Source organism: Nitrospirillum amazonense, from assembly GCF_007828045.1.
GTDB classification, from domain to species: domain Bacteria; phylum Pseudomonadota; class Alphaproteobacteria; order Azospirillales; family Azospirillaceae; genus Nitrospirillum; species Nitrospirillum amazonense_C.
Map to the genome: position 1 here is coordinate 1 of NZ_VITN01000010.1, position 26,479 is coordinate 26,479.

The following is a 26,479-nucleotide window of genomic DNA, read 5'->3' on the forward strand; positions in this document are numbered from 1 at the left end:
AGGGTCCGTAGAGGACTTCCACCTCCAAGTCACAAGCCGGTTACCAACCCGGCTCTCGGTGCTTACGCACCTCGCGCCATGCCTGGCGCACCAAAGAAAAACCCCCGGAACCTTGCGGTTCCGGGGGCTCTATTGGCTCCCAGGGAGGGACTCGGATGAATTTATAATGCATTGTGATTGAATGGGAAATTGGGTCGTTGCCTGCACCATACCAACACAAATACCAACAGATTTTTTCGTTGGACCAACTACGATTGAGGGTCTCGAACCGGAATCCACTATTCCTAAAGGGCAGGTGCGACTTCAGAGAACCGAGCAGGTACGGCCGCTACTAGCTCGGTCACTGCCTCCAGGAGTCTGATGGCATGGCACTCGGGGCACGGGATCACCGTCGAGGCTGCGACGGGAGCCTTGGAATATCTCAAGAGACGATCATGGCGACCATCGGCACCTTCACCAAGTCGATGGACAGCATGTCCATAGGGCGGATGAAAGCGGCGACGTGACCACCATTGGTGTGGCTGAAGTTCGCGTCGTTCCTCTCCTAGATGGAGCAGATGTTGTCAATGTTACATTGATCCTCGCGCGCGAAGCCGCACTTGGCGGCAACGCCGCCAAGTGCGGCTTGGTTCAAAGCATTGCGCGACGTCATTGCCCGCACCCGCGTGCTTCAAGGGGCCAGATGTCGACCAACCGGTCGCCCTGCACCACATGCAATATATCGTGCAGGTTTACCGTAGGGGTCGCAGTGCGGCGTCATGCAGGTCAGGACGGCGCCAGGGGACAGCCGATCTTCAGTCCGGGCGAATGTCACCCGCCCCTGCTCGTCGCCGAAGAAATCGTACCGTGCGTCTGGGGGCGCCCCGGCAACGATACGGGGGGCGCCGGCATCGGTGGCGAAGGCCTTACAGCCGGCATCGGTCGTGCATTGACCGGGCCGGTTGGCGCTGATGACGGTCGTCTGCAAAAACAAAGCGCAATCGAAGGGCGGGCGTTCGCCCGCGTCTTGCCACACATCCTGATATTCCCTGTCCATGAGAATGTAGGATCCGACTTGCAGTTCGGTCAGCACGCCGGCTGCGACGTCGGCATCAGCGCTGCCGGTGCCGCCGCCGGTGACGATGGCTGGGATCAGGCCGGCAGCCGTCAGCGCCCGCCGGAGCCGCCATGTCAACTCGGCGGCCCGTGTCAGCTCGGTGTGACGCGCTTCCCGGCCGACGATGTGCATGGCATGACCGGCATAGGCCTGCATGCCCCGAAAATCCAGGCTAGCGGCCTCGTGCGCCAGTCGGGCCAACGCAACGCCCTCTTCAACGCTGGCGACCCCGGTCCTGTTCAAGCCTACGTCCAGGTCAACCAGCACGCGCAAGCGGACTCCACTGGCGGTGGCAGCGGCGGCGAGGTCCATGACATTGCGGGCGTCATCGACCACCACCATGGTCTCGGGTGCCGTCCGTATCAGGCCCATCAGCCGCTGAATGCCAGCCGCCGTCACGATGGGCGAAGTCAACAAAAGGTAGCCCATGCCGTGACGAACGAAGGTTTCGGCTTCGCCCAGCTTCGCGCAGCATAGGCCGATGGCTCCCGCCGCCAGCTGGCGGCGGGCAATCTCCACGCATTTATGGGTCTTGGCGTGCGGCCGTATTGCCATGCCATGCCATGGCGCCGCGCCAAGTCCATCATCAGGCGCAAATTCGCTTCGAACCGATCGAGGTCCAGCACAAGGGCTGGCGTACTCAGCATCCCCCTTGATCCTGTCACGCCGATCAGCGGTGTATTGACATGGTTCGGTTTCATGCGGCCCTCAACGTGATCGCAGCCAAATCGCTCAGCAGTTACGCTCGATCAGAGCGATGGAGGCATCGTCCATCGTGCCGACCTTGATACGGTGACCGAGAGAACAAGCGATGTGCATTGCACTCTCGGTCAGGCCGATGACGGCATGGAAACCAGGTCACGCGCCGGCTGCAACGCGGGATCACCACCGCAGGCAATGATCGCCACGTCGCACCCGGATCTCTCGGCTTCGACCAGTCCGTCAAGCACGCCCACCATGCTGCGGGCATCCCAGGTGCCGCTTATTCCGCCGAGTTGAATTGGAATTGCGGCTGCGGCGGGAGGGGCTTGTACCCGGCCGCCGTCTGATCCCCCCGGGTGTAGATCCACACGCAAAAGGGATGGCCCTGGGGGATTTTCAGGTCTGGCGGCGGCAGCTTGATCTCCAATTTGCAGCCGGGGAAGAAGGGCGCGGAAATCCGCTGCTCGAAGGTGCAGTTCCGCCAGGCCCGGTCCGGCGGGTACAGCCCCTCGTCCATGTATTTCTGCATCACCTCGCAGCGATTCAGGTTCAGGACGATGTAGTCCGGATTGATGACGATATATTCGCCACCGTAGCCCAGCGTGCCGTCGATACTGAGGACGGCCATCTTCAGGTAGTCGACGACGTGAATCGGCTCGATCTTGAAGAGTTTCGCAAGCTTCGGGTATTGGTACGCGATGATGTGTTCGTAGACTTCGGGCAGGCCATTCCACACCTCTTCCTCGGGAATGGACTTGACCCAGATGTCGATCCAATAGTTGTGCGCCTTCAGGTACTGGTCCCAGTAGCTCTGGATGAGCCGGATCAGGGCCGGCTTGGCCAGGTCGCTGCTTTGGATGTCGAAAGGCTTGGCTTGGTATTGCGCGCTCTTCCAATCCCAGCCTTCGGGGGCGATGAAGCGGGCCATCGGCATGGACTGACGAAGTGGGCCGCGAGACATCTGCGCCGCCACGTCCCATGCGGCGTTCACCCCAACCTTCTTTGAATACACGGCGGTGTGCGCGTAATACTGGAAGTGCAGCGTGTCTTCGAAAATGCGCGCCAACTCGGCGAGAAAGTCGCGCGAAAAGTCCTCGATGTTGCCGACTTTTCCCATGAAATCATGCGTGTAGTCGGAATAATTAAGTTCGGACACGTGATTTTCCCTCCCAAGTCGATTTTTCTGCCGACCCGTGTTGTCCACCGGTCAGGGTGCCGATAAGGTAGACCGGAGGGATGCCAGGGCCTTTCGGTATTCATTTCTCGAAATGGCCATTTCTTTTTAGATGGCTACCGACGGTAAGCGACAAAGCGATGGGCCCAAGATGGTCTCTCCAATTCCCTACAGCGTGGATGCGGCCCTGGCACTTGGTGAGGGGACCTTTGAAGTCCAGACGTATCGGCAACCCTCTCCCTTCGAGGGAGAGTTTGAAGCCGATGCCCATACCCTCAGCATGTCGCTGACGCCCGAGGTCCGCTTCTCACGCTGCAGCTTCCTGGATGCGACGGGCAAGCCGGGAGCCTGGGCGCCGGTTGGCGATGTCATCTTCGTGCCGCGTGGCGCCCGGCTTCGTGTTGAGGCGCCCGGTGGGGCGGAGCAGTATCGCGGCCTTTATTGCATGTTCCCGTCGCCGTGGTTCGAGCAGGCGAGCGGCCTGAGCGGCCCCTGGTCGGAACGGCAGATTTCAGCCGCCATAGACATCCGGGCGCCTACTATTCGCCGTGATCTGTACCGGCTTCTGAAAGAGCTGACCGAGGCCCAGCCCGGTCGCGAGAGGCTGGTCGCCACCCTGGCAGAGGTCTCCCTTATCGAACTCGGTCGCTACTTGGGCGATGCCGGGCGCGACGAGATGTTGGCGGAAAGCGCCTTAGCTGGTTGGCAACTGCGGCGTCTGACCAACTATGTCGAGGGCATGGTTGATCACCACCCGCCGCTCAAGGAACTGGCGGCTCTGTGCGAGATCAGCCCCCGGCACCTCTCGCGCGCGTTCAAGGCCTCGACCGGCAGGAGGATCGGGGACTTCGTGGCGGATGTGCGGATGGCGAAGGCCAAGAGCCTGCTGTGCGATACCGATCTGACGCTCAAGGAGATCGCGCACCGCTTGGGTTATTCAGGACCCAGCAGCTTCTGCGTGGCGTTCGGCAGAGCGATCGGCATGACGCCCAAGCAGTATATGAAGCGGCACAAGCGTGGCTGACGCTGCGACCGTCCACCGAATGACCCCGTCCTTATAATGCTTGGGCGGTCGCCTGGGTCTCGCTCCATCCCAGGCCCAGGCTCTTCTGCAAGACCACGTAATCCAGCGTCAGCGCCGCCGTGGCTTGGGCTGTCGCGATGAGGGCCTGGGTCTGGTGGCGCTCCGCATCGAGGAGGTCCAGGCGGCTGGCCGTGCCCCGCGTGGCGCGCTGCCGGGTGAGATCCACCGCCTCAGCAGCGGCCGCTTCGGCGGTTGCTACCCGCGCCAGTTGCCGCCGCTGTCCACCAAAGTGCGATAGGGCATTTTCGGCTTCGTACAATGCCTTCAGAACCGTGGCGCGATATTGGGCCTCCGCTGCGTCCCGCTCGGCGGTGGCCTGGTCCACCGCGGCGGTGACCCGGCCGAAGTCCAGGAAAGTCCAGCTGAGCGACGGCGTTCCAAGGGCAACCGTGTTGCCGACATGGGTGAGGGCCGCCAGTCCGTTGCCACCCAGGCCCACCAGGCCGCGCAGGCTCACCCGCGGGAACTTGTCAGCCTCCCGCACGCCGATCTGCGCGGTGGCGGCGGCCAGCGTCCGTTCGGCGACGCGAATGTCAGGCCGGTGGCGCAGCAGTTGGGCCGGATCGCCCACCGCTACCTCGGCAGGGGGCAGGGGAACAGGAGCGTCGCTACCCAGGCTCGTATCCAGAGAACCCGGCACCTGGCCGGTGAGCAGGCAGAGTTGATCCAGGTATCCTTCCACCTCGGTGGCCAATTCGGCCTCATCGGCCTGCGCGGTGGCGAGTTGGCCCGGCAGGGGCGTCAGCGCAATGGCAGGAGCGGTTCCGGCGGACTGGCGCTGGCGGGACAGCGCCAGCATTTCCTCCAGCAGTCCGATGGACCGCAGGGTAAGGCGATGCCGTTCCTGGGCGCTGCGCAGGCCGACATAAGCGCGGGCGACTTCGGCCGCCAGGCTGATCTGGGCATCGCCCAGATCGTATCGGCTGGCTTCGGCTTGCGCGCCGGCGGCTTCCACCGCACGCCGGTGGCCGCCAAACAGATCGGCTTCCCAAGCGGCGTCGAAACCAATATTGACGAAATCGCTGTCGGTCGAGGTTTCGGTCGTGCCGCCTAGCAGGTCGCTGGGCGTATGGGTATGGAGGTACAGCGCTTGGGCGCTGGCCTTGGGCATGCCATCCGCCTGCTGCCGGGCCAGTCCAGCCCTGGCGCCTTGCAGCTTGGCTTGTGCCGCTGCCAGGGTGGGGCTGGCGCGTAGCGCCTGCTGCACCAGTGCCGTCAACGCGGGGTCGGCCAGCGTCTCCCACCAAGCCGCGATGGGCGCGCGGGCAAGGGAAGCGGTATCGCCCTGGCGATGGAACATCCCGGCGGCGGTCAGGTTGCCAGGCAGCTCGGGCGGGCCCGCATAATCAGGGCCGACGGTGCAGCCGGCGACGAAGGCCAAGGCGATGAGGGGAAGCGGGAAGGTGCGCATCAGTGCATGGCCGCCAGCGCGGCGCCCTTGGGTAGGGGTTTAAGGAACAGGACCAGGGGCAGCACGCAGGCCGAGCCCACGCCCAGCAGCCAGAACAGGTCGTTGTAGGTCATGGTCAGGGCCTGCTGCTGGACCTGGCTGGAGACCATCTCCAGGGCGCCGCCGCGGCTGCCGGTGATGCGGGCCAGCCCGGCCAGCCATTCCTGCACCATAAGGCCGTTGGCGTGCAGCGCCTCCTCCAGCCGCCGGCTGTGCAACCAGGTGCGTTGGTCCTGGACGGCGCTGATGCCAGCCAAGGCGAAAGAACCACCCAGGTTGCGCACCGCGTTGAACAGGCAGGAAGCGTCGCCCGTGTATTCCGCCGGGGCCGAAGTGATGGCGGCTTGGCTCAGGAACAGGAAGGCGAAGATGGTGCCGGCACCGCGCAGAAGCTGCGAAAAGACGAAGCCGCCACCGGTCGAGGCGGAGGAGAGATCGGTGTCCAGGAAGGAGCTGGCCACAATCATCAATAAGCCTGCGGCCAGGGCCGCGCGGATATCGAGGACGCGCACCATCCAGGGTGTGAAGGGCATCAGCAGCAGGCTGGGAATGCCGGAGATCAGGACGATGGTGCCGGACTGCAGCGCGTTGTACTGGGCGATCACCGACAGGAACTGCGGGATGGCATAGGAACTGCCGTAGACTACCATGCCCACCACCATGCCCATCATCGCCACCGACCCGAACTGACGGTTCAGCAGCAGTCCAAGATGGATGACCGGCCGTGGGGCGGTGACCTGCCCCACGATCAGCAGCGCGAAGCCCAAGGTCGCCAACAAGGCCATCTGGAGGATGAGGGGCGACTGGAACCACAGTTCGCGTTGTCCTTCTTCCAGCAGGACGGTGAGGGCGCCCAGGCCCAGGGTCAGGCCGATGATCCCCAACCAATCGGCCTCGCGCAGCCGATCCAGCCTCATGCCTTGGCGCGGGAGGCCCAGCAGCAACAATAGGACCAGGGCGGTGCAAACCGGGAGATTGAGAAAGAAAGCGTAGTGCCAGCTGATATTCTCCGTCAGCCAGCCACCGATCAGGGGGCCGATCACCGGCCCGAGGATGGCGGTGATGCCGAACAGCGCGCTGCCGATGGGTTGCTGGTGCCGGGGCAGGCGGGTCGCGATGATGGTCATCGCTGTGGGGATCATGGCCCCGCCGGTAAGCCCCTGGCCGATGCGGCCGACGATCATGACCGGGAGGCTGGAAGAAATACCGCAGAGGACGGAGAAGCCGGTGAACAGCAGCGTGGCCCCCAGCAGGAAGAGCCGGAGGCCCAGCAGCTGCTCCAACCAGGCGGTCAGGGGAATGATGATGATCTCCGCCACCAGATAGGCGGTGGCGATCCAGGTGCCCTCCGTGCCCGTCGCGCCAATTTCCCCCTGGATCGTGGGCAGGGCGGAATTCACGATGGAAACGTCCAGGGTGGCCATGAAGGCGCCCAGCGTGCCGGCCGCGACCGCCAGCCAGGCCGTGAGGTCGGCGTTGGTGCGGCCCGCCGTGTCCTGCGCGGTCACCATGTCAGGTGCCCTGCCGGACAGCGGATCGCTGCTCGCGGTCGATGCGGGCCGGCACATCCTTGGCTCCGCGGGTATCGACGGTCGCTGTTACCGACAGGCCGGGGATAAGCAGTTGCCGGGTTTCAGGCCCGGCCTCCAGGATGATGCGCACCGGCACGCGCTGGACGATCTTGGTGAAGTTGCCGGTGGCGTTCTGGGGCGGAAGCAAGGAGAACTGGGCGCCCGTGCCAGGCGCGATGCTGGCCACCCGTCCGCTCAACTCTTGGCCGCTGAGGGCGTCGACCGTGATCTTCACTGGCTGGCCCGGCCGCATCAGCCCGATCTGCGTTTCCTTGAAATTGGCCTCGATGTCGACCTTGTCCGCCGGGACAATGGACAGCAGCCGTGTTCCGGGCTGGGCCAACTGCCCCAGCATGACCGTCTTGTCCCCCACCCGGCCGGCCGCCGGCGCGCGGATCAGTGTGGCCTCCAGATTGACGGCCGCGGCGTCCAGCTGCGCCTGGGCCGCGTCCGCCTGGGCCATCGCCTGCTGCAACTGGGTCTTGAGCGTGGCGCTCCGACGCTGGGCCATGCTCAAGGCGGCCCGTTGGGCTGTCACGTCGGCCGCTGAGGCGCTGGCGGTCTGGCGCAGCTGGGCCAGGCGCTCAGCCGGTTCGGCGCCGGATTTGGCCAAAGGCTCATACCGTATGATTTGGCTGCGGTCGAAAATCGCCCGTGCTTCAGCGGCATCCAGTTGGGCCTGGGCGCGTTCGATTGCCGCGATCTGCTCCGCCATCGAGGCGCGGATGTTCTCGGCGTTGGCCTTGGCTACAGCGACCTGGGCTTGGGACTGGGCCACCTGGGCCCGATAGTCACGGGGGTCGATCCGCAGCAGCGGCTGGCCGGCCTGAACCTCGGCGTTATCCTCCACCAGGACCTCGGCGACATAGCCGGCAACCTTGGATGAGATGACGATGGCATCGGCGTGGACGTAGGCGTCATCCGTTTCCTGGAAATAGCGCCCCTGGACCTGATGATAGGCATAGCCGGCGCCGGCCGCGCCCACCAAGGTCGTGATCAGGATGGTGGATAGAAAACGTCCACCGCGGCGAGCGGGGGGCGGGGCGGGTGTCGGCGACCCAGGGGCGGTCTCTGCCATGGTGGACTTCGGCTGACGGAGGATGGCGCGCAGAGCGGAAAAGGTGAAACCGGATTGCCCGTTTTCACGGCGCGGCCTTGTGGGGATTTCCTATCAGGTGCGACGGCAAATGGAAAGTTTAATCGAACGATATCGTATCATTATAAGGATGCTTGGCCGGGTCGGGCCCGGAGGCGCAATGGCAAAGAAAAAGCAAGGCCGTGGGTGTCCACGACCTTGCCGAGTTATGAATCGGAGAGAAGAACAATGTCGCCGAGGCGACACTACGCTGGTTACTTCGCCGGAATCTTGGCGAATTCAGCGTCCAGTTGCGCCAGGACCTTGTCATTCACCTGGTCCGGCGAATACTGCTGAATATCCTTGAGGGTCATGGCGCGGGCCATGTCGATCTGGTCGTTGCTGGTCATGCCGGGGATGTACTTGTCCAGCAGCGCCTTGGCGGCCGGATCATCCAGCAGCTTGCCGATTTCGGTTTCGGCGGTGCTGTAATGGGCCGGGGCGGCGTGCGCAGCAGCGGCCGGCGCGGCCGACTGGGCGAAAGCGGCGTGGCTTAGCGGGGCAGCGGCGACCGCGATGGCGAGGGCGGTGTATTTCAGAAACGACATGGCGATCTCCCAGTGTTTTGGCATCCCTGCGGCGGGCTGCTGTCGGATTAAAACGAACGGTGACGTTCTAATATAGGCCGGGCGCTTTGTCCACGACCATGTGAAGTGACTCAGGTGGACGGCGGCAGAATTTTGTTCATGCGCAGCCACAGCAGGAACGAGTCCAGCCAGGCCGCCGCCGTCGTTCCCGGATTGCCGGCCGCGAAGCCGTGCCCGTCCTTTTGATAGACATGGAGTTCCACGGGCCGGTGCGCTTGGCGCCAGCTTTGGATGAGGCCGAAATCCGTCTTGGACAGCAGCGGATCATCGATGGCCATCACGGCGAACAGGGGCGGGGCTTTCTCGGGCACGGTCTCGGCGTTCATCGGTCCATAAATGGGTGCGATGAAGGCAGGCATGCTGTCCGGCGTGGCCCGCAAGGTGACGGCAAGTATGGTCCGGGCGCCGGCGGAAAATCCCATCAGTCCGACGCGTCCAGGATCCACGCCCCAATCGGCCGCGTGGGTGCGTACCAGCTTCAGGGCTGCTTCGGCGTCCTCCACCGCGGGGGGGAACGCCGGCCAAGGGGTGCCGGCCGGTGCCTGGGCCATCTCGGCCAAGCGGCTCGTCATGAGCTTGGCGAACGCCGGCGGGTCGGCGGGGGTCGGGATCAGCCGGTACTTGAGGACGAAGGCGGCGACGCCATGATCCGCCAGCCAGTGCGCGATCGACCAGCCCTCGTTATTCATGGACAGGACACGGTAGGCCCCGCCGGGCGCGACGATAACGGCGGCACCGGTGGCCTTGTCCTTGTCCGGCAGCACGGGCGTAAGGGTCGACTGGGTGACATTGCGCACCGCCAGTTGCACCCCACGGCCATACCAAATTTCTTCAGCGGCGCCATTCTCGACACCACCGGTGCCAAGAATGATGGCGTTGGGGTTGGCTGGGGGAGCGGCCTGTTGCGCGCCGGCGGGCGCGTTGGCGGCCATGGCCGAAATGAGTGCGCCCATCAGGAGGGCGTATCGTGTCCGGGCGAGCATGAGACGGGCTTACTGCAGGTTCACGAAGGCGCCACCGTCCACCAGCAGGGCGGCGCCGGTGACATAGCGGGCCAGGTCCGACGCCAGGAAGACGATGGGGCCGGCCAGGTCCTCAGGCGCGCCGAGACGGCCTAAAGGCACGCGGGCGGCCATGCGGGTGCGCTTGCCTTCGTCCGCCAGGTCGTCCTTGTTGATTTCGGTCAGGATGGTGCCGGGCAGCACGGAATTGCAGCGGATGCCGTGGCGGCCCAGGGCGATCGCCGCCGACTGCATCAGGGAATGCACCCCGGCCTTGGTCGGGGTGTAGTGCGTCTGATATTCGCCGCCAACCAGGGCGGAGATGGAAGACACCGCGATGATGGAGCCGCCATTCCCCTGAGCCACCATACGGTTGGCGGCCGCCTGCACCATGTAGTAGGCGCCGTGTAGGTTGACCCGCATCGTCCGTTCCAGCGTCTCTGCCGGCATGTCGAGGAAGGCGTGGAAGGGGCAGATGCCGGCGTTGTTGACGAAAACGTCCACCTTGCCCAGGGCGTCGCAGGCGCGGGTTATGAAGTCGGTGGCGGTGGCCAGATCGGCGACGTCACCCTTGATTGCCACGGCAAGCCGCCCAAAGGCCTTGATTTCCGCCACGCAAGAGGCGGCGCCGGCGTCGTCGGAGTGATAGTTGATGGCGACGTCGGCACCGTGCAGCGCGGCGCCGATGGCGGCCGCCCGGCCGATGCCGGTCGATGCGCCAGTCACTAGAACGACCTTTCCGGCGAGTAGTGGCGTTGCCATGGTGCAGTATCTCCCAGTCATAATTCTATGATTTCGGTCATGCTGACAATTTATCAGACATGGAATCTCGACTATGAAGTCAATAAGGCGGATGCTCTAGGTGGTTGTTTCTTAAGGATTTCCACAATCCTGAGAATCATTGCCGATTGACGTCCCATACAAATGTGAGGATCGGATCTTTCTGGCTCTTGCCTTGGCCGTGATCGCACCACGGTCTGTTTACGGGCATCTTCCCGTTGACGCGATTTTTTCTATCATATAGAACACAATTCCATCATATGGCAATATCCAATCTCGGCGGTACCTGCGAAGCGCGGGAACGCCGGGCGAGAAGCAAGGTCAAGGGAGGGGTTGATGCTGCCGAAGATCAAACAGGTGCGCGCCTATGTGGTGCGCGGCGGCGGTGCGGACTATCACGACCAGGGCGATGGCCACTGGATCGACGACCATATCGCCACGCCCATGGCCAAGTACCCGGAATACCGGCAAAGCCGGCAGAGCTTCGGCATCAACGTGCTGGGCACCCTGGTGGTGGAGATCGAGGCGGAGAACGGCACTGTCGGCTTCGCCGTCACCACGGGCGGCGAGCCCGCCGCCTATATCGTGGAAAAGCACCTAGCCCGCTTCCTGGAGGGCCGCAGCCCCACCGATTATGAGAAGATCTGGGACCAGATGTACTTCGGGACCCAGTACTACGGTCGCAAGGGCCTGGTGGTGAACGCCATCTCCGGCGTCGACCTCGCCCTGTGGGACCTGCTGGGCAAGCTGCGGCAGGAGCCGGTGTACCAGCTGCTCGGCGGGGCCGTGCGCGATGAGCTCAGCTTCTACGCCACCGGCGCGCGGCCGGACCTGGCCAAGGGCATGGGTTTCATCGGTGGCAAGATGCCCCTGCACCACGGCCCCGCCGAGGGCGAAGAAGGCCTGGCCAAAAACATCGCCGAGCTGGCCACCATGCGGGAGCGGTGTGGCGAGGACTTCTGGCTGATGTTCGATTGCTGGATGGCGCTGGACCTGAACTACGCCACCCGCCTGGCCCACAAGGCCAAGGAATATGGCCTGAAGTGGATCGAGGAGGCGCTGAGCCCCGACGATTACTGGGGCTATGCCGCCCTGAAGAAGGCCGCCCCCGCCGGCATGCTGGTGACCACCGGCGAGCATGAGGCCACCCGCTGGGGCTTCCGCATGCTGATGGAGATGGAGTGCTGCGACATCATCCAGCCCGACGTGGGCTGGTGTGGCGGCGTCACCGAGCTGCTGAAGATCTCCGCCATGGCCGACAGCCGGGGCGTCATGGTCATCCCCCATGGCTCCAGCGTCTACAGCTATCACTTCGTCATCACCCGGCATAACAGCCCGTTCGCCGAGTTCCTGATGATGGCGCCCAAGGCCGACCAGGTTCAGCCCATGTTCCATCCCCAGCTGCTGGGCGAGCCCGTTCCGGTCAATGGCCGCCTCAAGGCCACGGCCTTGGACAAGCCCGGTTTCGGTGTGGAGCTCAACCCCGCCGTCACCCTGCACCGCCCCTATACGCACTAAGGATCATTTCTTATGAAGCTCTGTCGCTTTGGCCGCCGCGGCGAAGAAAAGCCGGGCTTGGTCGACGCCGATGGCGTCATCCGTGACCTGTCCTCCCGCATCGCCGACATCACGCCGGCGGCGCTGACGTCCGACGTGTTGGCCCGTCTGTCCGCCGTTGATCCGGCCAGCCTGCCGGCCGTGCCCGGCACGCCTCGGTATGGCGTGCCGGTGCGGGGCATCGGCAAGATCGTGGCCATCGGCCTCAACTATGAGGACCATGCCATCGAATCCAATCTGCCCATCCCGACCGAGCCGGTGATGTTCGCCAAGGCCCTGTCCAGTCTGACGGGGCCGAACGATGAGGTGATGCTGCCCAGGAACTCCACCCACAGCGACTGGGAGGTGGAACTCGGCGTCGTCATCGGCAAGACCTGCCGCTATGTCGAGGAGGCCCAGGCCCTGGATCATGTGGCGGGTTACGTCCTGGCCAATGACGTGTCGGAACGCTTCAATCAGAAGCAGCGCGGCACGCAGTGGAGCAAGGGCAAGGGCCACGACACCTTCTGCCCGGTGGGCCCCTGGCTGGTGACGGCCGATGAGGTGGGCGACCCGCAGGATCTGGGCATGTGGCTGGACGTGAACGGTCAGCGCATGCAGACCGGCAATACCCGGACGATGATCTTCAACGTCCGCCAAATCATCGTCTACGCCAGCCAGTACATCACCCTGTTCCCCGGTGACCTCATCATCACCGGTACGCCACCGGGCGTTGGCGAAGGGAAGAAGCCGTCCCCCATCTTCCTCAAGGCGGGTGACGTTATGGATTTGGGGATCGCGAAGCTGGGAACCCAGCGGCAGCAGGTGGTGGAATGGCGCCACCTGGGGGATGAGGTGCTGGCATGACCGTGTTCAAGGATCGTTTTGCGGGCCGCACGGCCATCGTCACCGGTGGCGCCTCCGGCCTGGGCAAGGAAACCGCCCGCCGCCTGGTGGCGGAAGGGGCCAAGGTCGCCCTCTGGGACAATAATCCCGACACCTTGGCCGCTGCTGCGGACGAGGTGGGCGCCACCTTCAGCGTGGCGCTGGACGTCACCGATGCCGATGCCGTCGCGGCGGCGGCCCAATCCAGCCACCAGGCGCTTGGCGGACGGCTGGACGTGCTGGTGGCCTCCGCCGGCATCACCGGTGCCACCGTGCCGGTGCACGAGTTCCCGCTGGACAGCTGGCGCCGCACCATCGACATCAACCTGAACGGCTTGTTCTATTGTTGCCGTGCGCTGGTGCCGCTGATGCTGGCCAACGGCTATGGCCGCATCGTCAACGTCGCGTCGGTGGCCGGCAAGGAGGGCAACCCCAACGCCAGCGCCTATTCCGCCAGTAAAGCCGGCGTTCTGGGTTTCACCAAGTCGCTGGGCAAGGAACTGGCCGGAAAGGGCGTGATGGTCAACAGCCTGACCCCCGCGACCTTCGAAAGCCCCATCCTGGCCCAGCTGCCGCAGAGCCAGGTGGACTACATGCGCTCCAAGATTCCCATGGGGCGCCTGGGCCATGTGGAGGAGAGCGTGGCCATGGTCTGCTTCATGGCCAGCGAGGAATGCAGCTTCACCACGGCGTCGACCTTCGATACCTCAGGCGGTCGCACGACGTACTAGCCTTCTCCTCTGACGGCTAAGAACAAAGGGAGGATAGGCGATGGATGCGATTCCGTTCGTAGATGCCCACGTCCATTTCTGGAACCTGGATCGGCTCAAGTACGCTTGGCTAACACCGCCGTTCTCGGACGACGGGCCGAATGGCAGCACCGAAGCCATCGCCCATACCTATCTGCCTGACGCCTACCGGGAAGAACTGGCCCCATGGTCGCCGGTCGGTGCCGTGCATATTGATGCCGGCGCCGACCCGGCCCAGGCGCTGGAAGAAACCGCCTGGCTGGAACAATTGGCGGAGGAGGGCGGCTTGCCCAGCGCCATTGTCGCCTTCGCCGCCCTTGATGGCGGTGATGTCGAACAGATGCTGGAGCAACAGGCCGCCTACCCCCGGGTACGAGGCATCCGGCACATCGCCAATTGGCACCTGGATCCGCGCCGGACCTATAATCGCAACGATCCACTGGCCAATCCGGCCTGGCGGCAGGGCTATGCCCGGTTGGCCCGTCACGGCCTGTCGTTCGACCTGCAATGCTACCCGGGTCAGCTGGCCGCCGCTGCGGAGTTGGCGGCGGCCCATCCGGAGATACCGCTGATCCTGAACCATTGCGGCATGCCGCTGCTGCATGAGCCGGGTGGCTTGGCTTTCTGGCGGGCGGGCATGCGCGCTTTGGCCGCCCTGCCGCACGCGGCGGTGAAGCTTTCGGGCTTCGGCCTGGTGGATCGGGGATGGACGGTGGACAGCATCCGGCCGTTGATCCTTGAGACCATCGATCTCTTCGGCGCGAACCGCTGCATGGTGGCCAGCGATTTTCCCACGGACCGTCTGTTCGGGAACATCGATCGCGTCATGGGCGCCTATCACCAGATTCTGGGTGGCTTCTCGCTGGATGAGCGGCGGGACCTGTTCGGGCGCAACGCCGCCCGCATCTACCGCATCGCGGCCTAACACCTGCGCCCCAAGCGCTAGGACAGAGTGACAATAAGGGCAGCCGCCGGCGCCCAGGGAGGGGCAGTTTCATGAGTGTATACACAGCATCGGTCCATAAGCAGGTGGCGCATGATCAGGTGGCGCCGCGGGTTCTGCGCACGGCGCTGGCCTTCGCCATCAGCCTGTTTTTTATCTGGGGCTTGGCTTATGGCCTGCTGGACGTGCTGAACAAGCATTTCCAGGACACGCTGCACGTGGGCACGGCGCAGTCGACTTGGCTGCAGATTGCCTATTTCGGGGCTTACCTGCTGGTCAGCCTGCCCGCCGGCCTTCTGCTGCAGCGGGTGGGATACAAGGTCGGCATCCTGATTGGGCTGATGGTCACCGCCCTGGGCGCGTTGCTGTTCATCCCGTCCGCATCGCTGGGCCAGTTCCTGCCCTTCGTGCTGTCGATGTTCGTGCTGGCCTCGGGTCTCGCCTGTCTGGAAACCGCCGCCGACAGCTACGTCAACGTCTTGGGGTCCCCTGAACTGGCGTCGCGCCGACTCAATCTGGCGCAGTCCTTCAATGGCCTGGGCACCTTCATCGGGCCGCTGATCGGCGGCAGCCTGTTCTTCAAGGGAACCGCCGCCGGCGAGGGCGCGCATGACAACGTCCAGCTGATCTACGCCATCATCGGCGTGGCCATCGCCGTTTTCGCTCTGGTGGTGGGCCGCGCGCACCTGCCGGAAATCGCGGAGCCGGAGCACGCCAGCGATGGCGCGGACGGACGGCCCCTGTACCAGCATCGCCACTTCGTCCTGGGCGTGCTGACCCAGGCCATCTACATCGGGGCGCAGGTTGGGTGCGGCGCGCTTTTCGTCAACGTCGCCATCGATACCTGGGCGGGCCTCGATGCCCAAGGCGCCGCCTATCTGCTGTCCCTGGCGCTGGTACTGTTTATGGCCGGCCGCTTCGTCGCCACGGCCCTGTTGGGACGGATTTCGCCACGGGTCCTGCTGACCCTGTTCGCGGTCATCAATGTCGCGCTGTCGCTGGTCGTGGCGGCGGGCCTCGACCGGGTGTCGTTGATCGCGATGATCGCGGTCTTCTTCTTCATGTCCACCATGTTCCCGACCATCTTCGCGCTGGGCGTCCAGGGCCTGGGGCCGAATACCAAGCGCGGCGCCTCCATGATGGTCATGGCCATCGGCGGCGGCGTCGTCCTGCCTTACCCCATGGGCCTGATCGCCGAGGCCTACGGCTTCCCGGCGGCTTATATCCTGCCGGCGCTGGGTTTCGTGGTGGTCGCCCTGTACGGCGCCCGGGGGGCACGGTACAGCGCCTGATGCGCCCGGTGACGTCGCAAGCCTGGGACGGCGATTCCCATTCTTTGCACCCGGGTCCCAGGCCCCGGGAATAGTCGATTGCCGAGGGGATGCATTCCGCATGCCGCGCAGGGGAGGTTGATCTCCGACCGGTCACGTCGCGACTTTCTTACTGCATACCCGCGGCGGAATCGCTTCTGTCCCGATCTTAATGCGGGGGGCCGTGCGCCCTTTGGATCGCGTGCCCCGCGCCCACTGCAGTAAAGGGCGGCTATGGAAAATCCCGGAGGTTAATTATACTGCTGAATTCCTTTCGCAATAGGCCGCTGCCCGCCGTCTAGGCCGGCAAGCGCGGGCGTCGAACCACCGCCGTTTGTCTTTGGTTCTGCTTACCTGCCCAGGCGCTGCGGCGGGCCGTTGGTGCTGGCGTGGGGAAAATGCTGGACAGCACATCCCGTCCAGGGAATTGTACGTTAGCGTGTTATTGAGTATTGACTTACTAACACCAAAAAGTAAGATGCCATCCCATAATTAGGGAAAACGGCGGCGCCATATAGAGCGTAGCCGCAAGGGAGGGCACAATTTTGCGCGATCTAAAATCCATTCTGCTTGTCTCGACCATGATGGCCGCTGGCGTTGCCTCGCCCGCCTTTGCCCAGGTCGCCGCAGCGGAGCAGGCGCCCAGTGATGACCTGATGGAAATCATCGTGACGGCCGAGAAGCGCGCCGAGCGCCTGCAGGATGTGCCGAAGTCCGTCGACGTGGTGACGGGTGACACGGTCGACAAGCTGAACCTGCGCGAGTTCTCGGATATCCAGCAGTTGGCCCCGGGCCTCAGCCTGGATTCCAAAGAACCGAACACCAATTCCATCACCGTGCGTGGTGTCGGTTTCGATCCGAACTCTGGCACGCAGCCGACGGTCAACGTCTACTTCAACGAGACCCCGCTGGACACCAACAGCGCCTTCCGCAGCCTGTACGACATCGGGCAGATCGAGGTGTTGCGCGGGCCGCAGGGAACCTTGCGGGGCCGTACCTCGCCCTCCGGCGCCATCACCATCGCCAGCCGGCAGCCGGACCTGGACAAGGTCAGCGGCTACGTTCAGCAGACCTTCACGACCCAGGATGGCATCAACACTCAGGCCGCCGTCGGGGCGCCGATCGTTGATGGCAAGCTGGCCTTCCGCATCGCCGGCCTGTTCGACCGCAATGACGCGGCCGATGCGCACAACATCCGCAATGGCAGCGACGACGGTGACAAGACCCGCAGTGTTCGCGCCAGCTTGGCCTTCAAGCCGACCGAAGACCTGACCTTCGTCCTGACCCACCAGTTCATGGACAACTACACGGTCGCCAACCCGATCGCCTTCTCCGTCGGTGGCTCCACGGCGACGCCCTACCTGACACCCGGGGATCGCGTTTCGCTGACCAATGGGCCGACCGAATACCACTACACTGGCAACGTGACCACGCTGACGGGCGAGCTGGATCTGGGTGGCGTCGCCATCAACTACGTGGGTGGATATCAGCAGATCAGCAATGACCGGGTGTCCGACTTGGCGCGGGGAGGGTCGATCCCGAACTACTCCCAGATGCAGTATGTGAATACCAATATCCATCAGGTCTCACAGGAACTGCGCCTGACATCCCAGGGGCGGGATTTCTGGAACTACCTGGTCGGCGTCTACTATGACAACGTCAATTCCCCGACCAGCGTGAACCAGGCTCAGATATTGCCCTTCGCGCTGTCCCCCACGCCGATGCCGCCGCTGTCTTTTGGCGTCTTCAATGTGGGGATCGATGCTCCCGCCTCCATCCAGGATTATGCGATCTTCACCGATCACCGTTTTAAGATCACGGACAGCGATTTGATCGAGGTTGGCGGCCGCTATCAGGAGCAGCACTTCGACCACGCCTTCAATCAAACCCTGAGCGGCCCCATTTTCGGCCCCAATCCCATTACGCAGGCCGGGATCGCGCCTGACATGCAGAAGGGGATTTCCGGCCAGTTCACGGGATCGGCCAGCTACAAGCATGACTTCAGCCGCGATCTGACGGCCTACTTCAGCTATGGCCGCTCTTATCGTCCGGGTGGCGTCATCGCGACGACGGCGGCCCTCGACCAAAGCCTGCTGCTGTACAAGCCCGAGAAGTCCGACTCCTATGAAATCGGCCTGAAGGGTGCACTGCTGGACCGCAAGCTGCGCTTCACGTTGAGCGCCTACCAGCAGGACTTCCAGAACTACCAGGCCTATACCGGTTCCTACCTGTCGGTATCGACCGCGCGTAACGGCATTCCGGACAATAACGCGGCCTTCACCTTCAACGCCGACGCCCAGGTTCGGGGGTTCGAGGCTACCCTGGCCGGGCAGATCACCGAGCATCTGCAGTTCGGGTTGAGCGGAACCTACAACAGTACCCAGTTCAAGAACGCGCTGGCGCCCTGCAACGACTACAACGGCGATGGTGTCGCGGACTCGGTCGGCACGCCGTCGGTGCCGATGGGGCAGCAGGTCGCCTTCTGCCGCCTGAATGGCCGTCTGAGTGATCAGGCGGACTGGAGCTTGAGCGCCAACTTCGAATATGCCGTTCCGCTGTGGGGCAACAACGAAGGCTTCGTGCGCGGCCTCGTGAACTATATCCCGAAGCGGACGGACCCCTTCCAGAACATCAGCTACAGCGACCTGATCAACAACAGCCTGTTCCTGGGGCTGCGCGACAAGGACGGGGCCTATGAGGTTTCGGTCTTCGCGAAGAATCTGGCGGACGTCTCCACGCTGACGACCCGCGGCGCCGCGCAGGTGGACTACAGCTACTACGCGTCGGGCTACGCCGTCGGGACGCTGGTGCGTCCGCGGGAGTTCGGTCTGAACCTCCGCTACACCTTCGGCCAGTAAAGGAGCGTCAGCATGCGTTTTGCCATGGCCGCCGCTGTGTCCGGGTTGGCAATGATGGCGGGCTGGGCTGCGGCGGGGGAAACCCCGTCGCAGGCCGACGCCAAGGCCCAGGCCCTCCTGGAGCAGATGACCCAGGACGAAAAAATGAGCCTGTTGCATGGGCCGATGTTGGCGCTGGTCCAGCGGTCCAAGCGTCCGGACGGTGTCGTGATCGGCGCCGGTTATGTAGCCGGCGTCCCCCGGTTGGGCATCCCCGCCCTCACGGAAACCGACGCCAGCCTGGGCGTGTCGAACCTGAACAATCAGCGGCCCGGCGACGTTGCGACCGCCCTTCCTTCCGGATTGGCGGTCGCCTCCAGTTGGGACCCGGAGGTGGCTTATCGCGGCGGTGCCATGATCGGCGCGGAGGCCCATGCCAAGGGTTTCAACGTCATGTTGGCCGGCGGGGTGAACCTGGTGCGCGACCCGCGTGGCGGGCGCAATTTCGAGTATCTGGGGGAGGACCCTCTGCTGGCGGGCCGGCTTGTGGGGCGCGCCATCGCCGGCGTGCAATCCAATCATATCGTCGCCACCATCAAACATTTCGCTATGAACGACCAGGAGACGGGGCGAAACGTCCTGTCGGTCACCATGGCGGAAACGCCCATGCGCGAGAGCGACCTGCTTGCTTTCCAGATTGGCATCGAGACTGGCGATCCGGGCTCGGTCATGTGCGGCTACAACCGGGTCAACGGCGTCTACGCCTGTGAGAATCCCTTCCTGTTGAATGACGTCCTGCGGCGCGATTGGGGCTTCAAGGGCTGGGTCATGTCGGACTGGGGGGCGGTCCACTCCACCGAAGCCTTGGTCCATGGACTGGATCAGCAGTCGGGCGACCAGCTGGACCTGAAGAAGTATTTCTCCGCTTCGCTGGAGGAAGAGATCGCGCAGGGGCGGGTTCCGCAGGCGGCGGTGGATACCGCCGTGCGGCGCATCGTGCGGACCCTGTTCGCGCGCGGCGTCATCGACAACCCGGCCGTCCCGGGCGGTTCCATCGACTACGACGCCCACGCCGCCGTGGCGCAGGCGACGGCGGAAGCCGGCATGGTCCTGCTGCGCAACGAGCGGGATGTCCTGCCCCTGGCGGCCACCGCCAAGCGCATCGCCGTCATCGGCGGGCATGCGGATATCGGCGTCCTGTCCGGCGGTGGCTCCAGTCAGGTCACCCCAGTGGGTGGCTTCGCGCTGGTGGTCAAGCGCCCGGGGACGGGGGCTTCGTCCTTCGCCAGCCGCAGCTACGGTCCGTCGTCACCGCTGGCGGCGCTGCGGGCTGGGCGCCCGGACGCGTCGGTGGAGTTCAACGACGGCCATGATCCAGCGGCGGCGGCCGCTCTGGCGCGTGATGCCGATGTGGCGATCGTGTTCGTGGAGAAGTGGGCGACCGAGGCGGAAGACGCCAAGGACTTGGCGCTTGAGGACGGGCAGGACGCGCTGATCGCCGCCGTCGCGGCGGCCAATCCCCGAACGGTCGTGGTGCTGGAAACGGGCAATGCCGTCAGCATGCCATGGCGGGATCAGGTGCAGGGCATCCTGGCCGCCTGGTTCCCGGGCCAGCGGGGGGGTGAGGCCATCGCGCGGGTGCTGACCGGGGCCGTCAACCCTTCCGGGCGCCTGCCGATCACCTTCCCGGCCAGCGAGAAGCAACTGCCCAACCCCATGCTGCCGGGTGGTGACGCCCAGCCAGCGGATAAGGAGACGCGGGCGGTTTACGGTATCCAGGCGGGGCTGAAGCCGTTTGACATCAGCTATCCCGAAGGGTCCGACGTGGGGTACCGGTGGTTCGCCAAGACCGGCGCACGGCCGCTCTACGCCTTCGGCTACGGCCTCAGCTATACCCGTTTCCACTATGACGGGCTGAAGGTCGCCGGCGGCGACACGCTGCGGGTGCGGTTCACTGTCACGAACACCGGCGGCCGTGAAGGGGCAGATGTGCCTCAGGTCTATGTTTCGCGCAACGGCCGGGCCAAGCGTCTGATCGGCTGGGACAAGCCGACGCTGAAGCCGGGGGAAAGCCGCGAGGTTACCGTCACGGCCGATCCCCGCGTCATTGGTGATTTCGATGCCAAGGCCCAGCGCTGGGTGGTCCCGGCGGGCGACTATCGCGTTGAGGTCGGCGCATCCGCTGAGGATGTGGCGTTGGCAGGTATGACCCATCTTGGCCGGCAAACAATAAAGCCCTGATCCCTGGGAAGGAAACGCGTGATGAGCAGGTGGCACCCTCTTCTGGCAGGGGCCTGTGCCCTGGCCCTTCTCTTCGGGGCCCAAGCGGGTAAGGCCCAGACCTTGGAGCAGGTGTTTCAGGCGCCGCCCAAGGAGATGCGGCCGCGTCTGCGCTGGTGGTGGCCGGGCGACGCTGTGAACGCCGACGAGTTGCGGCGCGAAATCAAGGTGCTGGATGAGGCGGGATTCGGCGGTGCCGAAATCCAGTCCTTCAATCCCGGTGTGCCTGGCCTCAGCCAGGCGGAGCGTGACACGATCAACGGCTATGCCACCCCGCCGTTCTTCGCCCATGTGAAGGCCGCGGCCGAGGAGGCGTCGGCACGGGGACTGACCCTCGACTACACGCTGGGGTCCGCGTGGCCGTCGGGTGGTGGCTTCGCCATTCCGCCGGAAAAGGCCTACGTGGAGCTGACCATGGCGTTCACCGAGGTCAGCGGCGGCAAGGGGCCGGTCAAGGTGGCCATCCCCAGCCGGACCAAGCGCATGGGCGCCATTTCGGGCTTTGATCCCCGGGGCAAGGATCCGAGGGTGGCGGACTGGCCGGCCCGGCTGGACGCGCGGGCCAAGATCGTGGCGGTGATCGCCGTCAAGGGCAACGGCCCGGCACTGCAGCCGGCACCTCCCGCCCAAGGTCTGGTCCTCTATCCCTGGCGTCATGTGGATACGCCCGGGAAGTTGGACGAAGGCAGTGCGTTGGTGCTGACCGACAAGCTGCGGGACGACGGCACGCTGGATTGGACACCGCCGGCGGGGACTTGGCAGGTCTTCGTCTTCAAACAGTATGCCGTCAACATGGGGATCCTGGCGGGTACCGGTGAGGGGCCGCAGCTGACCCTGGACCATATGGACCCGTCCGCCTTCGCCGCCCATGTGGCGCGGGTGGCGGACCCGCTGCCGTCGGCTCTGGGTCCCGCCTTTTCCGCGGTCCGCTCCACCTTCGTGGACAGCCTGGAGCTGATGCAGGATCTGCCCTGGACCGAGAATTTCCTGGCGGAATTCAAGAAGCGCCGCGGCTATGACCTTACCCCTTATCTGCCCCTGGTGCTGCAGCCGGGCTGGATGCAGGCCTGGGGGGAATACTGGTCGCCCCCCTATTTCGAGGCGGGGGACAGCACGGCGGAGCGTGTGCGGGCCGACTACCGCCGCACCGTCTCCGACCTGATGTTCGATGGCTTTGTCGATCCGTTCGTCGCCTGGAATCATGCGCACGGCCTTCAGGCGAAGTTCCAGGCACATGGCGGCGCGCTCGACATTGTCCGGGGCTATGGCGTCGCCGACATACCGGAGACGGAGGATCTGGCGGGGGCCGATCCCTATTTCATGCGCTTCGCCCGCTCCGCCGCCGATCTCTATGGTCGGGCCATCGTGTCGGCGGAAAGCTTGTGCTGGAAGGATCGCCCTTATTCAGTCACGCCCGACGAATTGCGCCAGCGGGCGGACCTGATTTTCGCCAGCGGCGTCAACAGCCTGGTGATCCACGGCACCAATTATCGGCGTGATGGCGTGGCGTGGCCCGGCTGGCACGCCTTCCAGCCCAGCGCATTCGCGCTCGGTTTCAGCACCATGGTCAACGAGACCAACCCGATCTGGGCCGGCGTGCCCACGCTGGCGGCCTATTTCGCCCGTACCCAGGCGGTGCTGCGCCAGGGCAAGCCCGTGGTGCCGGTGGCTTATTTCTACGGCCAGGTCGGCTACTATGCCGGCATCGAGGATCGGGGCGCGGACGCCGAGCTGGCGCAACGCCGTTTCCTCGCCGGCGGCTACGACTTCGACCGCGTCAATCCCGATGCGTTGGCCCACGCCCGCGTGGAAGACCATCAACTGGTTTCCGCCGGGGGCGCCCGGTACCCGGTTCTGGTCCTGCCCCCGGTGGACGGTATCGCGGCCGAGACGGCGGAACAGGTCGCCGCCTTCGCCCAGGCCGGGCTGCCGGTTGTCTTCGCCGATCATGTGCCCAGCCGTGATGAGGGGCTGGCCAACCATGAGGCCCGGGATGCCCGCGTCCGGGCGGCTGTGGCGGCTACCCTGAAGGCCGGCGCTCGTGTCGTGCCGGCCGACGGCGTGGTGGATGCCTTGCGCCTGATCCAGGTGCCGGCCAACTTGCGCTTCACGGCCGATCCCACGGATGTGGTCTACGTGCAGCGTCGCGTGGGGGACCAGTTGGTGACCTTCCTGCACAACGCCGGTGGGCAGTCTCGCGACGCCAGTTTGGTGTTGCCGGGTCGTGGCGCTGTCACCCGCTGGAACGCCTTGGATGGTACCATCACGGCGTCCAGCGGCGTCCAGCCCGCGGGCGATGGCACGGCGGTTCCCCTGACGTTGCCGGCTGGCGCCAGCGCGCTGCTGGTGCAGGATACCCGCTTGCCGCCGCTGCCCGCCCCGGCACCGGTTCTCGTGACCCATAAGGCATTGCCCAAGGATGGCTGGACCTTGGCGGTGAATGGCCATGGTCCCAAGGGGGCGTCGGTCAGCCGGCCGCTGACGATCACCTCCCTGGGCGACTGGTCGCAAACCGCTGAACTGGGCGACTTCGCGGGCGAGGGGACATACCAACACACGTTGGAGGTGGAGCGATCCTGGCTGGGCAAGGGGCGGCGCGTCCTTCTGGCCCTGGGCGAAGTCCATGACATGGCGGTCGTGACCATCAATGGCCATCGTTTCCAGCCGCTGGTCACCCAGCCCTTCAAGGTGGATGTGACGGCGGCGCTGCGGCCCGGTCGCAACGCCCTGGAGATCGCCGTCCTGAACACACCGCAGAACGCCATGGTCGATGCCAAGGCGCCTGGCTTCAAGCTGCTGAAGCCTGTCCCCGCCGGCTTGGTCGGCCCCGTCGAGGTGGAGGTTATGCAATGAGGCTTCCGTCCATCACCCTGGCCCGTATCCTGGCGCTGTGTTTGGCCGCGCCGACGGGCCCGGCTGCCGCCCAGGGCGCCGCTGTGTCGGCAGAGGGCCAGGGCGCCGCTGCTTCAGCATCGGGATGGATCACCCATCCCGATGCCGCCGTCAGGGAACGTCCCATCGTTCTCGATTTCCGGCGGACGTTCGACTTGGCCGCGGTGCCGGCGGCCTTCCCGGTCACAGTGACGGCTGACAACCGGTTCAACCTCTATGTCAACGGTGTGCGGGTGGCCATGGGGCCCTCCACCGGCGACATCGCTCATTGGCGGATGGAGGCGTTGGATCTCGCGCCGTATCTGCGGCCGGGCCGGAACGTGATCGCGGCGGAGGTTTGGAACTTCGTGAAGCCGCCGCCGGTGCTGCCGTCCAATGCCACGGACGCGCAAAAGCGGGCGGCGGCCGGCGGCGAGTTGTTTTCCCAGACGGCCCCCATTTTCCAGCAGAGTGTCGATACCGGCTTCCGCCTGCGGGGTGATGGCCCCGCGGCCGCTGTCGGTACCGATCAGGCCGGCTGGCGGGTTGCGGTGGACGGTGGGCGGTCGGCTGTCAACGGCTATCGCCAGGTGCGTCGCTGGTTCTATGTCGCAGGCTCGCCCGAGGTGATCGACGCCGCCAAGGCCAATTGGGACTGGATGGCGGTGGCGGAACCCAAGGGCGATTGGCGGGAGGCCGTGCCGGCACCAGGGGCCGCGGCCCGTACGCTGACGATCGACCGCCTGCCGCAGCAGGAGTATGCGCCGGTACCAGCCGGAACGGTGGTGCGCAGCGATCTCGACGGGGGGAAAGCATTCCCCGGCCATGCCGTCACCGTGCCGGCCAATACCCACGTCAAGCTGTTGCTCCGCCGGGACGCGATGATCTCGGCCTATCCGGAATTGGCGGTGAGCGGCGGCAAGGACGCGGTCATCAAACAGACCTATGCCGAGGCCCTTTACGACGATCAGTTCAAGAAGGCGGATCGCGATCTGGTGGACGACCGGAAGGCCGTCGGCATTTGGGATACGTTCACCGCCGACGGCGGGCGGCGAGTTTTCCAGCCGCTGTGGTGGCGGACATGGCGTTATCTCGATATCGACGTGGTGACGCAGGGTGAACCACTGACCCTGGACGGCCTGCGGGTCTTCGAAACCGGCTACCCGTTCCAGCAGATCGGAAGTTTCAAGAGCAGCGACCCGGTGCTTGACCATATCTGGCAGGTCGGCTGGCGCACGGCGCGTGTAGACGCGCATGAAACCTATATGGACACGGCGTTCTGGGAACAGAACCAGTATGTCGGCGACACCCGGCTTCAGGCGCTGATCAGCTACGCTGTCGGCGGGGATCCCCGCTTGGCGGAACAGGCGATCGACGCCTTCGCCCAGTCGGACGTGGATGATGGGCTCGTTGAAGGGGCTTACCCGGTCCGCAACAGCAACGCTATCGCCCCCTTCTCCCTGTTGTGGGTAGGGATGCTGCATGATTGGTGGATGCAACAGCCGGACACCGGTCCGGTGGTGCGGCACCTGGACCGCATGCGCAAGGTGCTGCATTGGTTCGAGCGCTATCAGGCGCCGTCCGGTTTGCTGACCAAGAATCCGCAGTGGAACTTCATCGACTGGGCGGGGCAGCCGGCGACCGATCGCACCAAGTTCCCCTCCTATGGCAAGGATGGTGAAAGCTGCCTGATGTCCGTCAGCTGGCTGGGGGCGCTGCGCCAAGGGGCGGCGTTGGAAAAGGCGCTGGGGGATCTGGCCCAGGCGGCGGCGGACACGGCCCGTGCCGACGCCGTGCGGGCGGCGCTCCGGGCGCGTTGCTGGCAGGCGGGACGCGGGCTCTACGCCGACAATCCCGATGGCGACGTTTTCAGCCAGCACACCAATACCCTGGCGGTCCTCTATGACGTCGCGACGCCGGAGGAGGCGCCGGCGATCCTGCGACGCATCACCAAGGCCGGTGGCGGTATCGATGCCCCGGATGGGATGTACGTCAGCAGCTACTACTTCGCCTGGTATCTGGCGCAGGCCTTCGTTCATGCCGGCCTGGCGGATGACTACCACGCGCTGCTGCAGACGTGGCGTGACCTACTGGCGCTTCACTACACCACCTGGCCGGAGGAGCGGGGCAACACGCGCTCCGACACCCATGCCTGGAGCGCTCATCCCACCGCGGACCTGTTGGATATCGTCGCCGGCATCCAGCCCGGCGCCCCGGGATATGCCGCCGTCCGGATTCAGCCCGCCTTGGGGGCCCTGACCCAACTGGATGCGACGGCCGCGACGCCGCATGGCGCGGTGACCATCCGCTATCGCGTGGTCGGCGCCAAGATGGTGGCTGACATCCGGCGACCGAAAGACCTGCCCGGTGAGTTCGTCTGGCAAGGGCGCACTTATCCCTTGGATGCTGTGGAGACGCACTTGAGCGTGCCGGCCCCTCGGCGGGAGGAACGGTGATGAGGCGCTTATCGGGGCTGGTGATTGCTCTG

General features: G+C 64.9%; 18 protein-coding genes. 10 read left to right on the plus strand and 8 right to left on the minus strand.

The window, feature by feature from the left end:
* Positions 1 to 670: 670 nt before the first annotated feature.
* Both FBZ89_RS16360 and FBZ89_RS16365 read right to left on the minus strand, forming a co-directional pair.
* The gene (locus FBZ89_RS16360) at positions 671 to 1,651 is read right to left on the minus strand and encodes an alanine racemase (RefSeq protein ID WP_145613708.1); all 981 of its coding nucleotides are present in this window, start codon (positions 1,649 to 1,651) and stop codon (positions 671 to 673) included.
* Positions 1,652 to 2,078: 427 nt separating this feature from the next.
* Positions 2,079 to 2,954 carry a hypothetical protein gene (locus FBZ89_RS16365; RefSeq protein ID WP_211107235.1) on the minus strand — a complete coding sequence of 292 codons (876 nt, stop codon included), beginning with the start codon at positions 2,952 to 2,954 and terminating at the stop codon, positions 2,079 to 2,081.
* Positions 2,955 to 3,084: 130 nt separating this feature from the next.
* Here FBZ89_RS16365 and FBZ89_RS16370 point away from each other — a divergent pair, with 130 nt between their 5' ends.
* Entirely contained in the window at positions 3,085 to 3,996 is a 912-nt protein-coding gene (locus FBZ89_RS16370) for a helix-turn-helix domain-containing protein (protein WP_145613707.1), read from the plus strand.
* A gap of 31 nt (positions 3,997 to 4,027) precedes the next feature.
* On the opposite strand, the gene FBZ89_RS16375 is transcribed toward FBZ89_RS16370, so the two are convergent.
* The 6 genes from FBZ89_RS16375 to lra1 form a co-directional block, all read right to left on the minus strand.
* Positions 4,028 to 5,467, minus strand: a complete 1,440-nt coding sequence (locus FBZ89_RS16375; RefSeq protein WP_145751025.1) for an efflux transporter outer membrane subunit — start codon at positions 5,465 to 5,467, stop codon at positions 4,028 to 4,030.
* Positions 5,467 to 7,017 carry an MDR family MFS transporter gene (locus FBZ89_RS16380; protein WP_145613705.1) on the minus strand — a complete coding sequence of 517 codons (1,551 nt, stop codon included), beginning with the start codon at positions 7,015 to 7,017 and terminating at the stop codon, positions 5,467 to 5,469. Before FBZ89_RS16380 ends, FBZ89_RS16375 begins: the two co-directional genes overlap by 1 nt.
* Position 7,018: 1 nt before the next feature.
* On the minus strand, positions 7,019 to 8,155 hold the full coding sequence (locus FBZ89_RS16385) for an HlyD family secretion protein (RefSeq protein ID WP_145613704.1): 1,137 nt from the start codon (positions 8,153 to 8,155) through the stop codon (positions 7,019 to 7,021).
* Between the two features lie 272 nt (positions 8,156 to 8,427).
* Positions 8,428 to 8,760, minus strand: coding sequence for a hypothetical protein (locus FBZ89_RS16390; protein WP_145613703.1), 333 nt, complete (start codon positions 8,758 to 8,760; stop codon positions 8,428 to 8,430).
* Between the two features lie 110 nt (positions 8,761 to 8,870).
* Positions 8,871 to 9,731, minus strand: coding sequence for an alpha/beta hydrolase (locus FBZ89_RS16395; RefSeq protein WP_211115264.1), 861 nt, complete (start codon positions 9,729 to 9,731; stop codon positions 8,871 to 8,873).
* Between the two features lie 60 nt (positions 9,732 to 9,791).
* Complete coding sequence (gene lra1 / locus FBZ89_RS16400; protein ID WP_484213820.1) at positions 9,792 to 10,583, minus strand: L-rhamnose 1-dehydrogenase Lra1; 792 nt, start codon at positions 10,581 to 10,583, stop codon at positions 9,792 to 9,794.
* Between the two features lie 333 nt (positions 10,584 to 10,916).
* Here lra1 and rhmD point away from each other — a divergent pair, with 333 nt between their 5' ends.
* The 9 genes from rhmD (at position 10,917) to FBZ89_RS16445 (ending at position 26,447) form a co-directional block, all read left to right on the plus strand.
* Positions 10,917 to 12,098 carry an L-rhamnonate dehydratase gene (rhmD, locus tag FBZ89_RS16405; protein ID WP_246134626.1) on the plus strand — a complete coding sequence of 394 codons (1,182 nt, stop codon included), beginning with the start codon at positions 10,917 to 10,919 and terminating at the stop codon, positions 12,096 to 12,098.
* A 12-nt stretch (positions 12,099 to 12,110) separates the two neighbouring features.
* Positions 12,111 to 12,983, plus strand: coding sequence for a 2,4-didehydro-3-deoxy-L-rhamnonate hydrolase (locus FBZ89_RS16410; protein WP_145613699.1), 873 nt, complete (start codon positions 12,111 to 12,113; stop codon positions 12,981 to 12,983).
* On the plus strand, positions 12,980 to 13,732 hold the full coding sequence (locus FBZ89_RS16415) for an SDR family NAD(P)-dependent oxidoreductase (RefSeq protein WP_145613698.1): 753 nt from the start codon (positions 12,980 to 12,982) through the stop codon (positions 13,730 to 13,732). Before FBZ89_RS16410 ends, FBZ89_RS16415 begins: the two co-directional genes overlap by 4 nt.
* A 40-nt stretch (positions 13,733 to 13,772) precedes the next feature.
* Positions 13,773 to 14,675 carry an amidohydrolase family protein gene (locus tag FBZ89_RS16420; protein WP_145613697.1) on the plus strand — a complete coding sequence of 301 codons (903 nt, stop codon included), beginning with the start codon at positions 13,773 to 13,775 and terminating at the stop codon, positions 14,673 to 14,675.
* Positions 14,676 to 14,746: 71 nt separating this feature from the next.
* Positions 14,747 to 15,985 (plus strand): sugar MFS transporter, encoded by a 1,239-nt coding sequence (locus tag FBZ89_RS16425; protein ID WP_145613696.1) that lies wholly within the window; start codon positions 14,747 to 14,749, stop codon positions 15,983 to 15,985.
* 563 nt (positions 15,986 to 16,548) lie between these two features.
* Positions 16,549 to 18,861 carry a TonB-dependent receptor gene (locus FBZ89_RS16430; protein ID WP_145613695.1) on the plus strand — a complete coding sequence of 771 codons (2,313 nt, stop codon included), beginning with the start codon at positions 16,549 to 16,551 and terminating at the stop codon, positions 18,859 to 18,861.
* A 12-nt stretch (positions 18,862 to 18,873) separates the two neighbouring features.
* Complete coding sequence (locus tag FBZ89_RS16435) at positions 18,874 to 21,081, plus strand: glycoside hydrolase family 3 C-terminal domain-containing protein (RefSeq protein ID WP_211107234.1); 2,208 nt, start codon at positions 18,874 to 18,876, stop codon at positions 21,079 to 21,081.
* Between the two features lie 21 nt (positions 21,082 to 21,102).
* Positions 21,103 to 23,973 carry a glycosyl hydrolase gene (locus FBZ89_RS16440; RefSeq protein ID WP_145751027.1) on the plus strand — a complete coding sequence of 957 codons (2,871 nt, stop codon included), beginning with the start codon at positions 21,103 to 21,105 and terminating at the stop codon, positions 23,971 to 23,973.
* Complete coding sequence (locus FBZ89_RS16445; RefSeq protein ID WP_145751028.1) at positions 23,970 to 26,447, plus strand: alpha-L-rhamnosidase-related protein; 2,478 nt, start codon at positions 23,970 to 23,972, stop codon at positions 26,445 to 26,447. Before FBZ89_RS16440 ends, FBZ89_RS16445 begins: the two co-directional genes overlap by 4 nt.
* Positions 26,448 to 26,479 lie beyond the last annotated feature (32 nt).